Origin of the sequence: Sphingobacterium lactis, from assembly GCF_051951495.1 — a bacterium.
In the GTDB taxonomy this organism is placed as follows: Bacteria; Bacteroidota; Bacteroidia; order Sphingobacteriales; family Sphingobacteriaceae; genus Sphingobacterium; species Sphingobacterium lactis_A.
The window spans coordinates 1,196,641-1,211,663 of sequence record NZ_JBNHAS010000001.1 but is presented as its reverse complement, the minus strand read 5'-3'; the positions used below and the strand labels follow the sequence as shown (position 1 = coordinate 1,211,663).

14 protein-coding genes are annotated in these 15,023 nt (G+C 34.7%); 5 read left to right on the top strand and 9 right to left on the bottom strand.

The window, feature by feature from the left end; translation table 11 throughout:
* Nucleotides 1–120: 120 nt before the first annotated feature.
* The 5 genes from ACP6L2_RS05185 (at nt 121) to ACP6L2_RS05165 (ending at nt 3,664) form a co-directional block, all read left to right on the top strand.
* On the top strand, nt 121–1,209 hold the full coding sequence (locus ACP6L2_RS05185) for an outer membrane protein assembly factor BamB family protein (protein WP_440508223.1): 1,089 nt from the start codon (nt 121–123) through the stop codon (nt 1,207–1,209).
* Nucleotides 1,210–1,227: 18 nt separating this feature from the next.
* On the top strand, nt 1,228–1,710 hold the full coding sequence (locus ACP6L2_RS05180; RefSeq protein ID WP_440508222.1) for a GNAT family N-acetyltransferase: 483 nt from the start codon (nt 1,228–1,230) through the stop codon (nt 1,708–1,710).
* Between the two features lie 45 nt (nt 1,711–1,755).
* Nucleotides 1,756–2,211 (top strand): hypothetical protein, encoded by a 456-nt coding sequence (locus ACP6L2_RS05175; RefSeq protein ID WP_440508221.1) that lies wholly within the window; start codon nt 1,756–1,758, stop codon nt 2,209–2,211.
* Nucleotides 2,212–2,354: 143 nt separating this feature from the next.
* Nucleotides 2,355–3,068, top strand: a complete 714-nt coding sequence (locus tag ACP6L2_RS05170) for a hypothetical protein (RefSeq protein WP_440508220.1) — start codon at nt 2,355–2,357, stop codon at nt 3,066–3,068.
* 56 nt (nt 3,069–3,124) lie between these two features.
* A complete protein-coding gene (locus ACP6L2_RS05165) occupies nt 3,125–3,664 on the top strand; it encodes a TPM domain-containing protein (protein WP_440508219.1) in 540 nt (179 codons plus the stop codon).
* 48 nt (nt 3,665–3,712) lie between these two features.
* Here the strand turns inward: ACP6L2_RS05165 and ACP6L2_RS05160 are convergent, their stop codons facing one another.
* The 9 genes from ACP6L2_RS05160 to ACP6L2_RS05120 form a co-directional block, all read right to left on the bottom strand.
* A complete protein-coding gene (locus ACP6L2_RS05160; RefSeq protein WP_440508218.1) occupies nt 3,713–3,931 on the bottom strand; it encodes a YgaP family membrane protein in 219 nt (72 codons plus the stop codon).
* 17 nt (nt 3,932–3,948) lie between these two features.
* Entirely contained in the window at nt 3,949–4,254 is a 306-nt protein-coding gene (locus tag ACP6L2_RS05155; RefSeq protein ID WP_440508217.1) for a hypothetical protein, read from the bottom strand.
* A gap of 32 nt (nt 4,255–4,286) precedes the next feature.
* Nucleotides 4,287–7,499: an efflux RND transporter permease subunit gene (locus ACP6L2_RS05150; protein ID WP_440508216.1), complete on the bottom strand. Its 3,213-nt coding sequence runs from the start codon at nt 7,497–7,499 to the stop codon at nt 4,287–4,289.
* Nucleotides 7,500–7,547: 48 nt separating this feature from the next.
* Nucleotides 7,548–8,639 (bottom strand): efflux RND transporter periplasmic adaptor subunit, encoded by a 1,092-nt coding sequence (locus tag ACP6L2_RS05145; RefSeq protein ID WP_440508215.1) that lies wholly within the window; start codon nt 8,637–8,639, stop codon nt 7,548–7,550.
* A 4-nt stretch (nt 8,640–8,643) separates the two neighbouring features.
* Nucleotides 8,644–9,897 (bottom strand): TolC family protein, encoded by a 1,254-nt coding sequence (locus tag ACP6L2_RS05140; protein ID WP_440508214.1) that lies wholly within the window; start codon nt 9,895–9,897, stop codon nt 8,644–8,646.
* 240 nt (nt 9,898–10,137) lie between these two features.
* A complete protein-coding gene (locus ACP6L2_RS05135; protein ID WP_440508213.1) occupies nt 10,138–11,043 on the bottom strand; it encodes a sugar phosphate isomerase/epimerase family protein in 906 nt (301 codons plus the stop codon).
* Between the two features lie 35 nt (nt 11,044–11,078).
* Nucleotides 11,079–12,392, bottom strand: a complete 1,314-nt coding sequence (locus tag ACP6L2_RS05130; protein ID WP_440508677.1) for an arylsulfatase — start codon at nt 12,390–12,392, stop codon at nt 11,079–11,081.
* A 17-nt stretch (nt 12,393–12,409) separates the two neighbouring features.
* Nucleotides 12,410–13,381: a glycerophosphodiester phosphodiesterase family protein gene (locus ACP6L2_RS05125; RefSeq protein ID WP_440508212.1), complete on the bottom strand. Its 972-nt coding sequence runs from the start codon at nt 13,379–13,381 to the stop codon at nt 12,410–12,412.
* A 4-nt stretch (nt 13,382–13,385) separates the two neighbouring features.
* On the bottom strand, nt 13,386–15,020 hold the full coding sequence (locus tag ACP6L2_RS05120) for a RagB/SusD family nutrient uptake outer membrane protein (RefSeq protein WP_440508211.1): 1,635 nt from the start codon (nt 15,018–15,020) through the stop codon (nt 13,386–13,388).
* Nucleotides 15,021–15,023: the final 3 nt, after the last annotated feature.

Here is a 15,023-nt window from a genome sequence, read left to right as displayed (position 1 = left end):
ATTGCTTTAGTTTCTTCCATTCCCATACAGTGATGATTCAACTCCAATAACATATCATCCACTTATCAACTTGCAAGAAAATTTTATATCTTGTAAATACTGAGTAACTGCTATTATACAATGGACACTAACATTAATAAAATAGTTATAGAGGATGGATTTTGTTATCCTTGTTATCCTATTCTAGATGAGGGAAATCTTTTTATATGCCTAAAATTTACTGAGCTAGATTCGCCAGAACACATTTGTAAATATTCGGAAGTAAGGTGCATTAATTTGGAGACAAAAAATACTAAATGGATTTTCAAGCTAAAAGACGAAGAAGACTTTGTTAACTCAACTCCAATTCTGTACAAAGACAAATTTATATGTACTACGAATAAATACATCATTGCTCTCGATAAAAATAGCGGAAATATATTATGGCAGGTAGAAGTACCTTATAAATTATGGACCACAAACCTTAGTGTAATAGACGATTTACTTTATTTATATTTTGAGAAAGAGTTAAAGGTTTTGAATTGTGAAAATGGGAAAACTTTGAAAACAAAGAAATATAAGGTGCATTGGTTATGCGGCAGCATAGTAAAGTATAATGATAGACTATTTGTATCAACCTCCAATTCAAAAATCATTGGATTAAATTTGGATACACTTGAAATTGAAAATGAATACAAATTTCCTGGAAGTTGGTCGATTGATAGCACTCCTAGTTTTACTAATAATTTAATGTTATCAAACTCTTATTCTGCATATGCAATTTGCTTTGATTTATCGACTAATGAACCTTTATGGCGCGTAAAAAAAACAGCAGGCTCTCAACCCAATCAGCTGCTTGATGATCAAAACCAATTGTTTTTTATAGTTGAGGCATCATTTTATAATCCGAAATTATCAGCAATCAATATAAAAAATGGAAAGAAACTTTGGAATCAAGATTACTTTATAAATGATTTCAAAAATTTAGATAATAACAACATCATAGGACTTTTGAAAAATGAAAGTGGTCAATATTTTATTGCTTGTATTAATAAACAGAATGGAATGCTTGAGAAGGAGTTTTGGCTTTCAAAATATATTTTTGACGAAAGGTTTGAACATATGCTCTGGGATGGTGCAGAAATTATTGTCGAAAAAGAATTAGTTTTAATAACTTATAGTCCAAATGAAATCTTTGTCATAAATAAAGAGGATATTATAAATAATTAAATTACTATTATTCCACTTATGAACAAGAATCCCGATATAATACTTAGAAAAACAGAAGTTTCAGACTTAGATGTATTATTTAAATTTCAACTTGATGAAGAAGCTTGTTCTTTGGCAGCCTTTATGCCTGAGGATCATACTAATAAAATAGCTTATATAAGCAAATACACTAGATTTTTAAATGACCCTTCAATAAATAATCAGACAATATTGGTTGATAATAGCATTGTTGGAAGTATTGCCAAGTTTACAATGGATGGTAATGTAGAAATTACCTACTGGATAGATAAAAAATATTGGGGACAGGGAATCGCGACAAAAGCTTTAAGTGAATTTCTTGACCAAGTTAAGGAAAGACCAGTTTATGCGCGAGTAGCATTTGATAATTTTGGTTCACAAAAGGTTTTGATAAATTGTGGTTTTACTAAAATCGGTTCCGATAAAGGTTATGCTAATGCTCGAGAAAGTATTATAGAAGAATTTATATATAAGATTGATTAACTAGCTATTGACACTAATTAAAAAGACAAGTAAAACCTATTCAACTTGAAACTTAACCCAGTAATTTTACTTTTCCTCATTATTATCACAGCTTTTGGTTGTAATAACCAAACTACCGAAGTTCATACCAACTATTACCGTGCAGTAAATGGATCGGATACTGCAGATTTAAAATTGAGTACTATTGGAAATCATTTTTACGGTCAATATGAGATTCGTAAGAACTGGTATACCTATCGCACGGGAAATATAGAAGGCAAAATCATGGGAGATACTTTGATTGGAGATTTTTATTATAGACCCTTTAGTGGAGGAGTTAAGAAAAGAATGCCTTTTGCACTTTTAAAAAGAGATGATGCATTGCATGTAGGAAATGGTTTGATATCAAGCTATATGGGGGTGCCTTTTTTTGTTCCAAGTGTGCCAATTACCTATGATAGTGCAGAATTTGTTTTAGTGAAAGTGGAAAAGGAGTTGCTTGATTCAATTTTTACCAAATAGAAAAAACAACTAATTCTAGAAAATATCTTCATCGTGTAGATAATTCTAAAAGTGGTTAGAATTATTAATTGGTATAAAAGTTGTCCTATTAACTTGATGTTGAATCAAATACGAATTAAAATAAGAAGCTATAAATCTCCGATATGAAAAAGTCTCTTTACACTAACTTACAAGTCCTATTTACCACATTAATCTGTTTTTTTGCTAATTCGTCCTATGCTCAAATGGCTATTGTGCTAAGTAATGACGGTTATTCGAATTTAAGATCAGCAGGTTCTACAAATGCTAAAATTATTTCTCCACTGCAGAACAATATTGTTGTTTTAGTGGATGAGTTGTATGCTGAAGAACACCCGAATGATAAATGGCTAAAGGTGTATGTCGGTTCAGATCCATATTGTTTGAATTGTAGTCCCGATTTAAGTAAGCATAAGACCGGATTTATACATGAATCTCAATTGAGATTTATAAAGGATCTTAAGAAAGCTGCATCATCGGATATTAAAATGAGCTATACGATTAGTCCCTTTAAAGCCACTGGAAAACAGATTAAATATGTTGATAATCAAAAGACAGTGATAGGTTCCATAAATGGTAAATCTTATTTTGGGGCAGATTGTGGTATTCCAAAAACAGAAATTCAAAAGGTTGAAGCAACAGTAAGGGGTAAGAAATTCAATGTTCCATTGGATTATATCTGGAGTATTATACATGCTCAGAATAACTTCCAATACTTTCAAAACGACAATAACTTCTTTGCTATTCAAAGTTTAGGCGATGGAGCATGCTATTCTGAAGTGGTATGGGTATTTGATGCAAAAGGACTAAAACAGCGAATGTTGGGTTGGAGTTATTAATTAATAATCTGCCTGTATATTAAAGTCAATATTTCCACCTCCTAAAACTAAATATTATGAAAAACTACCTACTTATCATACTCTTCCTTCTTACTTTCCAAATCCATAATGCTTATGCCCAGGAAATAGAAACAAAGCCGAAAACAGAACAAAAAAACAACACACTAACCTTTCCTGAACAAATAGGATATGTGAATGATTTTGCAAAAGTATTTGATAGTTTAAAGGTTGTCTCATTAAATGAAAAACTTAAAAAATTTGATAAGCAAACAACAAATCAAATTGTAGTTGTTTCCATTAATGATGATAAGTTAAATCAGGATAATTTTGATGATTATGTAATAGATTTATCCAATCATTGGGGAGTAGGAACAGCAGAAAAGAATAATGGACTTACCTTCGTGTTTAGTCCAAAATTACGAAGAATGCGAATTACCACTGGATTAGGTACACAAGAGATCATAACAGATGAAATTTGTACCGAGATAATAAAGAATATTATAATTCCTGAGTTTAAAAAAGAAAAATATTTTGAAGGGATTTATAAGGGAGTAGATGAATGTATTCGTTTATGGAATGAGGCAGAACAAAAATAAAGGAACTGTCCATTACGAACAGCTCCTTAACATCAACCTTAAATTTATCTAGCATTTATCATCTTTACAACAATCCATTTCCGATTGTACACCCATTAACTTCAAGATATTATTGAGCATGCACCACTTGGTAATGGAGAATTGAAATAAGTTAGCTCCTACGAAAACAGCAATCCAAATCCAATTGATGTTTAAAAAGTAGGCCCCTAAACTGGATATTGAAACCATTGCTCCGGCAATCATTTTAATGTATCGTTCTCTTGTCATAATTTTTATTTTCTGGGTTAATTTGATTTTTCAATCGATGTAATGGCTATATGCACTCTTGATTGCATATCATTTATTTTATTCAATTCCTCGACTGAGTGAAAGATATTGTCTGATAATTGATCAGGTACCATAGCAAAGAATAGAAATGATTCTGTTTTATTCATTTCTGAAGCAAACCAATTATCTTCTACGGCATCTTGCGTACTATCCCTATAACCCGTTACAGGATTATAGGAATAGGTGATCACTTGATTTTCTGCTAACAGTTTCTTGACACTGTTCTTATAGCCGCTTGCAGCTGTTATGATTAATAATTTCATACGATTAGATTTTTTTGTTAACTATATATGCTCTAACTCTGGTTCTCATCTTTATTGGATGACCATTTTTTCCGTTCAACGATGTAGTAAACTAAAGGCACTACAAATAGGGTTAAGATGGTTGATACGATGGCACCCCCAACTAATGAGATAGCTAATCCTTGGAATATCGGGTCAAATAAGATAACTGAAGCCCCAATTACCACAGCGCCTGTCGTTAGTAGGATAGGAGTAGTACGCACTGCTCCAGCATCTATAATGGCTTGTTTCAATGGAATTCCATCCTTTAACCTGATTTCGATAAAATCAATCAACAATACCGAATTACGAACCATGACACCCGCTAAGGCTATCATCCCAATGAAGGATGTCGCTGTAAAAAATGCGCCTAATAGCCAGTGCCCTAAAACAATTCCTATTAAGGACAAAGGTATTGCCACCATCATCACGATAGGAGTTTTGAAATCTTGGAACCAGCCAACTATCAACATGTAAATAATGATGATAACCACCATAAATGCAATTCCAAGATCGCGGAATACCTCCAAAGTAATTTGCCATTCACCATCCCATTTAACGGTAAAGTTGCTGTCATCCTTAGGCTGTCCCATATAAAGATCACTGACCTCATATCCTTTTGGAAGTTTCATCTCTTTCAATGTTTTCTCCATGCCAAGGATAGCATAAGCCGGGCTTTCTAAATCACCTGCCATATCCGCTAAGACATAAACCACCCTTTGTTGATCTTTTCTACTGATGGATTTCCGTAAGGTATCCTGTTTCACTTGGACGATATCCCTTACTGGTACCATATTGCCTTGCTGACCTTTTACCTTAAGATTTTGTATATCCTCTAAATTGGTTTTATCCTTATCGTCTAAAGCCATTACAATACCTACCGGATTGACCGATTTTTCATCATAAAGATTCGAAATTGGATACTCTCTCAATAGATAAGTTAGATTCCCTACAACCTGCTGAGGGGCAATGCCATTCAGCATGGCTTTTTCCTTATCCACTTCTAATTTATACTCGGTTTGAACATCCTCAACACCCCAGTCTACATCCACCACATCATTGGTCTTTTTCAAAATCTCTTTAACTTGATAAGCCACCTTAATCTGCTCCTGATAATCTGGACCATATACTTCTGCTACGATGGTCGATAATACCGGAGGACCTGGAGGAACTTCCACAAGCTTCACATTAGCATGATGTTTTTTGGCAATGGCTTGAATAGCTGGACGGATCCGTTTAGCAATAGCATGACTCTGCTCATCCCGATCTGTTTTATTAAGCAGATTTACTTGAATATCCGCCATATTGCTTCCACCTCTTAAATCATAGTGACGAACCAAACCATTGAAGGTAATAGGGGCAGAGGTACCTACATAGTTTTGATAATTCACCACCTCAGGTACTGTGGTTAGGTATTGAGCAATTTCTTTAGTCACCGCAGCCGTCCTTTCTAAAGTTGTTCCCTCAGGCATATCAATCACCACTTGAAATTCATTTTTATTATCAAAAGGAAGCATCTTAACAGCTACCGATTTGGTAAAAAACATTCCAACGGAACCAAATAGAAGAACTACGGTTAATCCTAATACCAACCAGCGCTTCTTAGAATTGTCAAGAAGAGGCTTTTCAAACTTGTTATAGATTTTATAAATCCAGCTCGTCTGATGACCTTTTTCCTCTTTCTCATGTTGTTTTTCTTTTTCATTCAGTAGGTGATAACCCAAATATGGTGTTATGGTCAAAGCCACGAATAGAGAAAGCAACATGGCAATGGATGCTCCAATCGGCATAGGGCTCATATAAGGCCCCATCATGCCCGATACAAAGGCCATTGGTAATATGGCTGCAATAACTGTAAAAGTCGCTAAGATCGTCGGATTTCCCACTTCATTGATCGCGTATATAGCAGCATCCCTGAATGGAAGTTTCCTCATCTTGAAATGCCTATGCATATTCTCTGCAATGATGATACTATCATCAACCACAATTCCGACGACAAACACCAAGGCAAATAAGGTAATCCGATTCAGCGTATATCCTAGGATATAGTAACTGAATAAGGTTAGGGCAAAAGTTAGTGGTACGGAAAGAAAGACCACCAAACCACCACGCCAGCCCATTGCCAACATCACTAAGGCCGTAACGGCTACAATCGCAACGCCTAAGTGAAATAACAACTCATTTACTTTATGCGATGCGGTTTCCCCATAATTTCGGGTTACCTCGACTTTAACATCTTTAGGAATGAGGTTGGATTGTAGTTTTTCTACATTGCTTAAGATTTGCTCGGATATCTGCATGGCATCGGCTCCTTGAACTTTCGCTATGGAGAGTGTCACTGCCGGATATTCAGAAGCATTCTCAGCATATTTCTCATTAAATTTACTGTAGCCAAATGAAACATAACTTTTGGCGGTTCCAGAACCATCAGTGACTTGAGCTACCTGTTTCAAATAAACAGGCATTTGCTTATTAACACCTACCACTAGATTCTCTACATCTTCTTTTGTAGATAAGAACTGCCCAGTGGTTAATAAGTATTCTTGATCTTTTTGAACAAAGCTACCCGATTGCATACTGCCATTATTGGCTTGAATCATCTGCATAATGCCTAAAGCATCCACAGCATTTTCTGCCATTTTATCCTTATCCAGCGCAATTTTCAACTCTCTAGTCCGTCCACCGATCTCTCGAATGGTAGATACATCCTTTATTTTCTTGATTTCGGTAGATACTTCTTCAGCTAATTGACGAATCTGGAAATCATCGTATTTATCGCTCCATAAAGTAAGAGCCAACATCGGAACATCATTGATCGAACGCGTTTTAACCATAGGTGGGTAGACGCCTTGCGGAAAAATATGTTGGTTTTTTATGAGCTCATCATATAACTTGACATAAGAGCGTTCAATATCTTCACCTACGTAAAACTGCACGATGATCATTGCCTGACCATTCATGGCTGTACTGTGCAAATGTTCAACACCCTTAATATTGGAGATTATCTTCTCCAGAGGTTCTAAAACCCGGCGTTCAACCTCCTCTGGACTCGCTCCTGGATAACCAACCATAATGTCAGCCATAGGAACATTAATCTGCGGTTCTTCTTCTCTTGGAATCAAGGAAGAGCTATATACACCGATAATCATTAACCCAACCATCAACAAAATCGACAGTTTAGAGTTTAAGAACATCGAGGCTATTTTACCTGATATACCACTTTGCATTATTCTGTATTTTTATTTTATATAAGATCCCTAGGAAAGGGTATAATCTTATTTTACCTTGATTTTCACTCCATTAAATAGCTTACCGTCAGCATGAAGGACATAGCGTTCGTTTGCCGATAATCCTGACAAAACCTCTACTTCATTGCCATAAGTCTTACCAAGTCGAATCCATCTCAATAAGGCAATATTTTGATCGTTTAACACATAAACTCCCTTCAGTTGTCCTTCTTCAATCAGGGCCTCTTTCGGAATTAATGGCAAACTGGAGTTGCTTGTTGTTGCTGCCGTCCGATCTATAGGAAAAACAGCTTGTACAAACATCCCCGATAATATATTTCCAGGATTCTCAAGATCAATTTTTACGATGTATTGCCCTCCGGTATTTTGTGCCGAACTACTCATTTCAGCCACTTTACCTTTTATGGTTTTCTCCAAAGATTTGATGATTACATCGGCTTGCATGTTGTTTTTAATGTTCAAGATTTCACTCTCAGACACCATGACTACCGCCTGAAGTTTTGAAGCTCCTTCCATACTGATGATAGGCATTCCAGGATTGGCCATGTCACCTTCTTTCATAAAAGTTCCGGTAACCACACCTGAGAAAGGTGCAGTGATATTGGAATAGGAAAATTGAGCCATTACCTCATTACGCATTTGTTTGGCGGCTTCTAAACCTGCTTTTGCCATTTCTAGATGTGTGCTCATATCATCCAATTCTTTTTGGCTTGCACTCTTCTGAGCAAATAATGTTTCAAAGCGCTCGTAATCCTTACGCGCACTGTTGTATCCTGCTTGAGCTTGTGCAATACCAGCTTCTGTTTGAGCCTTTTTTGCTTGTAGGTCTGTATTGGAAATACGAGCTAGCAATTGTCCTTTAGATACATGTTGTCCTGTTTTTACCTGTATTGCTGTCACAAATCCCATCATCCGTGTACTGATCATGGCACTGTTTTCCGCCTCAACCTTACCGCTGGCCGTAACATATTTACCATGATTAGAACCGGCAGTCTGTCCAATACTAGCCGCTACAGGAGGCAATTCTACAGTTTTCGGGTCTTTGCTGTGTGAACAGGAAGAGAAATAACCTATAAGCATGATTAAGCTTATGGAAGTAAGTATTTTATTCGTTTTCATTCTGTTAATTCGAACGTTGAGTTAAAAAATTGATTTGTATAATAGAAAGGTTATAGTCCTTTATAGCCTCTAGTAAGGCAACTTGTTTTTCAATGGTTTTTGCCTGAGCAACCAATAGATCAGCTGTTTTCTCTAATCCTTGACCATAACGGTTCTCTAAGATTCTTAAAGATTCATCTGCTTGCTGATGCGCTGTCTCACTTAAGGTTATTTTGGCTTGATTAGCTGTTAAATCGCGTTTTGCTTTTTGCAATTCCAGCTCATTTTTCTCCACATAAACCTGAAGCTCAGATTCTGATTTAGCGTATGAAATCTTGCTTTGTTTAATTTTGTTGTTCGTTTCATTGCCATTAAAAAGGTCCCACGATAAGGAAATACCAGCTAAATATGCATTTGAACCAAAACCAATTATATTTTTGTCATTGAAATTATACTCTCCAAAAGCATTGATTCTTGGAAGGAGTTTTTTCTTATTCATATCAACCATCTGCCATTGAGCCTCGAGGCCTGAACGCATAGCTTTTATATCTGCACGATCTTGGGAAAAGACCTGTTGATCATTAGGCAAGCTTTTTTTGACCAAAGTTTCAGTAGGGATGTAGATTTCTTTTGATGGCTTACCCATTAACCAATTGAGGTAATCGGATAGATTTGATATATTATTATCAATGTCGATCCCCTTGTTTTGAATCTCCGATAATCCAACTTGCACCATAAGAACATCCGATGCTTTTGCATAACCCTGTTGCTCCATATTCTTGGTGTTTCGCAAAACCTCTTGATAAGCAGCTTGTCCTTTTTCAACGGCTTGTTTAGCCTCATATAGAAATTGTAGGTTGCTATATGCTTTCTGAATTTCCACTACAAGCATATCTTCAGCAAATTGTTTCTGGAACTGGTTAGCTTTAATTTTTTCCTTTAGAGCCCTTCTAGCAGCATATACATCAAAATTTAATATTGGCTGTTGTACTGCTAGCTTACTGTTGAAGTGCGTCATATCATCCGGATTGTTTAATAAAGCCGGATTAAAATCTTCCATGGTTACAGCCTGTTGTTGCAGTTTAAATCCAAAAGCATTCAGTGGGTCATTTGTGAAAAAAGCAGTATGACTTAGAGATACCTTTGGAAGAAAACCAGATTTTGTTCCTTCCAATTCGGCATTAGAGAGATCAACTTCCTTTTGTTGAACGCGAAGCTGACTGTTGTTTTGCTTCATCTGCATAATCGCATCCGCCAAATTCAAAGGCTGCTGTGCCATTGATTCCGCTGTAAAGGAGGAAATGATTATAATTAGTAATATAAATCTTTTATACATACCTGATTTTGTTTAATTATTAATGCAAAAGTCAGATATGTTAAAGAGTTCTACGGTTACAGGTGTTACACAAGAGTAAATATTTATGCGTATTTTTTAGAGGGGGAATTATTAAGAAAAATAAAACATCTTATTGTTGGAATAAGATGTTCTTTTGATTAGTCATGGTAGAAGTTAAAAGTCTTAATGCTTTTTTGATCTATTATTAATATAATCTATACTTTTTTTTAGTTCTGAATATGCATTTTCAAATGGGTAGTCAAGTTCAATGAACATTACTATTTCTGGAAAATTATTTTGTATTAATTCAACTACTTCTAAAATTTTAGTGTCTCCTTTGCCAAAAGAAAGAACTTTTCCCTGATTCTTTTTTCTATCCCGCAAATGAAGGGAGCATATCCTAGCGTGATTTTTCCGGATAAATGATAAACAATCTTCATTTGCTGCGGTCATATGTCCAATATCTAAATTTATTTTAAAATGAGTTGGATTGATTTCAGTTGCTCGAATTAAACTAGCACCAGATGCAATATAATTCTCATCTTTTTGGATAGAATGGTTATGGGAGGCGATTAAAAAGTGATTTTGTAAAACATAACTTTTGATTCTTAGCAATTGATCATATTTAGCTGATGTGGTAATAATGGATGTTTTTAATCGCTTAGTCACATCAAAAACTTGATGGATTTGATCATCATCATCCGATTTGCTAAAGGAACCATTATAAGAATGTATGCTAATTCCAGCAGCATTAAATTTATTATATAATTGATTTATGCTTCTTAAATCTAATTTTTTTGACCAGTTTTTTAACTCTAAAATTCGTAGATCATTTTCCTCTTTGCTCATCCCTTTACGCCACATTAAGTCATATGGCTGTATATGACCATCCCAAAGTTCACATGTTTTGATATTTAGATCCTGGAGTAACTCTAATACCTCATTTATTTTAAATTGCTTTAGACTGTAGGTTTGTAATCCTATTTCTTGAATTGGATTAAACTTTGTTTTTAATTTTAGAAATGGATGGAAGAATATGTTTCCTACTCCATATGTAAGAGCAAAATTAATAAAATCCTTTCTGTTCATTTTTAATTGCCTTTTTTCATTAAATGAATAGCCTGTTAGTTGGTTGTGTTATCATAATTTGGAGTTCGCTTTTTTAAAGGAAATTCTGGATTATCAGTTCGTGTATTCAACATAATTTCCTTTATTTTATTTACTATTTCTGGATATTCTTTTGATAGATTATACATTTCAGAGGGGTCATTCTTAATGTTAAATAACTCAAATTGTTTTTCATGAAATTTAATTCCTTTCCAATCCCCAATTCTAATAGCTTGTATGGGGCCTTTCGATTCATTTATTTCCCAATATAAAAAGTCATGATATTTTTGCTCACCATGATTTAGTATACTTGGTAAGAATGAGATACCATCAATTTCTTTATCTATTTTAACATCTGCGATATGACTTATGGTACTATAAATGTCGCAGAAATGAAATGCAGAATCAATTTCTCTACCAGATTTAACTTTCTTTGGCCAAGATAAAACAAAAGGAACTCGTATTCCTCCTTCATAAAGTTGTAATTTGCCACCTCTAAAGGGACCCGAACTCTTAAAAAAACCATTGTCAAAACCAGGTCCATTATCACTAGTTATAATGATAATTGTATTTTCAATTAATCCTTCTTCTTCTAATGATTTTTGAATTCCTCCGATATAGGAGTCAAACCTACTCACCATACCTGCGTAGGCTAAATTTCCCTCCTCATCGTGAAAGTAGTGACCAGATTGCATGTGTCTTTTTGGCCATCCCAAACCTTGGTATTGTTCTTTAGAATCATTCGGTACTGTAATTTCATTGTGTGGTACTGTAAATGGTAGATATAGAAAAAATGAATCATCCTTGTTCTCCTTAATAAATTCAATTGCTTTTGTGTAAAATACGTCATTAGAGTATTCACCAATCTTTTCTTTTGGATTGTTACGGGGTTGCTTTATTTTAATTCCATTTTCCCAATAATATTCCGGGTAATAATGATGTGCCTCAGTATGAGTTTTAAAACCAAAAAAATAATCAAATCCTTGTTTATTAGGCATTCCTGTTCCTGCACCTTCTTCTAAACCCCACTTTCCGATAATACCTGTTTTATAATTTTTCTTTTTTAATTCCTCTGCTAAAGTAATCTCTTCATCTTTTAAATCAATTGGATTTCCACTTGCCGTCCAAGCAGAAAGCTCCCTAATATGGCCATGAGCAGTGTTCACTCCTGTGAGGAGTGATGCTCTTGAAGGAGCGCATACAGAAGATCCTGCATAGAATTGATTAAATTTTAATCCTCTATTGGCTAATTCATCAATATTTGGAGTTTTAATTTTCTTTTGACCATTGTATCCAACATCGCCCCAACCCAAATCATCTGCTAGAATGATGATTATATTGGGGCTGTTTACTTTGCGTTTGAAACTCCTTTTTTAGAAATGTTATTTAATGATTCTATAGCTATAATGCCCAAATCGGCTTCAATTATATCAGCTCCAGAATGGATTAATTGATGGTAACCATTGCTTAATTTTTGTTGGTCAATTTTGCCTTGAATAAATTCCTTGTCAATATTCCTTGAACTTCCAACGATGCATTTAACATTTTTTTTATGAATTAAATCTGTTATATTCCTGGAAATAGGAGGATTGTGTCCAACGAAAGCCACCACATTGCTCCAAGGTATGTTAAGCTTTTCAAAGGTATCAGCCATTTCTATTTTGTCCATCATGATTTCCATCATAATATCTTTGTCCAATTTATATGAAAGGCTGATATCTTCTGGTTTGTAGGCTATTACTAATGCACTTGCTTGCGCATTATGCTGCTTAATTTTATTTACTCGATCTTCTATTGGAACATCTTTTTCGTCAATTACTAATATAGTTTTTCCTTTTGCCCAAACTAAAACCTCATCAAGAGTTGGTATTTTATAAGTCGTTACTTTTCCAGTTATATCCTTTAGAAATAGCTTTTGAATCTCTGCGTATGTGTAATCGGACACTTTGCCGTGTCCATTGGTCGTACGATCTAAGGTTTGGTCATGCATCAAGATAATAATACTATCTTTTGTATACCTTGGATCAATTTCCAATAGGGCAAAGCCATGTTTTAGTGTGTTTTCAAATGTTGCAATACAATTTTCAGGAAAACCTTCCATTGGTCCACCACGATGAGCACTAACTATGGGAAAATTATTACTTCGATAACTTAAGAATTTCTTTAAATCATTTGCGGACTTCGGTACATCTACTTTGGTCTTAAATTTTTCAATTATCTGATTTTGTTGAGCTTGCGTAGTTTGAAATAACAATAGAAATAAGAAGAATAAACTTATTGCAGTTATTTTTTTAATTTCAAAATTTAATTCTCTCTTCATTGCATTAATAATTAGGGTTTTGATCAATTTTTGGATTTAGTCCTCTTACAGTTTCAGGAATTGGCATTAAGTAATTTTTACTTGCATCAAACTTAATTTTGCCTCCGTCAATAGCAATTTTATCAAATACTAATGTTCCATTATTTACCGTTATTTTCATTGCACGAAGCGGTTTGCTAAATACCTGTTCTGCTGTTTTCCAACGCCATAAATCAAATAACCTTTTACCTTCAAAAGCTAGCTCAATTCTCCTTTCGTGTCGTATTTTAGAGCGCATTTGGTCTTTATTGAGGCCAAGTGGAAGATCAGGTAAACCCGCTCTAGTCCGAATTTTATTGATTGCATCATAGATACTTTTATCAGGTTGTCCTAAAACTTCATTTTTAGACTCTGCATAGTTCAATAAAATTTCTGCATATCTCCATACAATTGAATTTTGACCACTACTTACGCCTGGAACAACTGCAGGGTTAACCTTCTTACGTAAATAATATCCTGTTCTAGTAGCACCAGAATTGCCGAATTGGTTTTTATTATTGGGAATGCCAAGTCTACTATTAATTACCCCTGTTTTCCATGAAGCCCCATCATAAATAATAGAAGCATAAAAACGCTTATCCCGATTTTTGTATGGATCATTTGGATTAAATTGGGTGGAGCCTTCAGATTCCGTTTTGCCATCTAAAAATTCATATTCGTCTATAAGGTCTTGGGTTGGATTAACTGCCTGCCAACCTGTACCATCTGTTGTTTGGGTTGGATTCCAATATTTCTCGGTAATTGTTCCTTTTATTTCTGCTGCGTATTGAATATCAAAGATGACTTCTTTATTTCCTTCATTTTCTTCAAAAAATAAAGTTCCGTAATCACTAAATAAATCATATCCAGCTCCTGAGTTCATTATTTTAAGACATGTTTCTGCCGATTCAGCATATTTCCCAACTTGAAGTTGAACCTCTGCTTTTAAAGCCCAAGCGGCACCTTTAGTGGCTCTGCCAATATCCTTCGCACCAGCCTTTAATGGTAAGTCAATTGCAATGTCTTCACATTCTTTCTCAATAAAAGTTACACATTCAACTAAAGTGTTTCTCGGTTGGAAAATCGCTTCGCCATCCTTTACACGGTCTAAAACCTTCGTGATCAATGGAACTCCTCCATAAAGTTGCATCAAACTCCGATAATAGTAGGCACGTAAAAATCTCCCTTGAGCTACAAGAGACTTTTTCTTGTTATCGGGGAAGTTAGAGTTTGACACCTTTTCTATTAATAAATTACACTTTCTAATTTTTGCATATGAATCCTTCCAAAAATTATTATAAATAGGTATGGAGGGGCTTTGAGCACCTTGAGTGAAGACTTCATAGGAAGGAATTCCCGCTAAATTTCCACTGACACTATTGTCAGAAAAATTATCAAGTGGATCATTACTGATTTCTGATGGTAAATTTGTCCATACAGATGAAACTGGACCTGGATTTAATTGGTTATAAATATCGTTTAAAAATAAACCTGCATTTTCTGCATTTTGCCAAACAGTAACATCAGTTAATTGATCCGTTGGTGAAATATCTAATGATGAATCATTACATCCTATGTTGATTAAGAAAATGCTTGCTAATATAAATTTATATGATTTCATGGT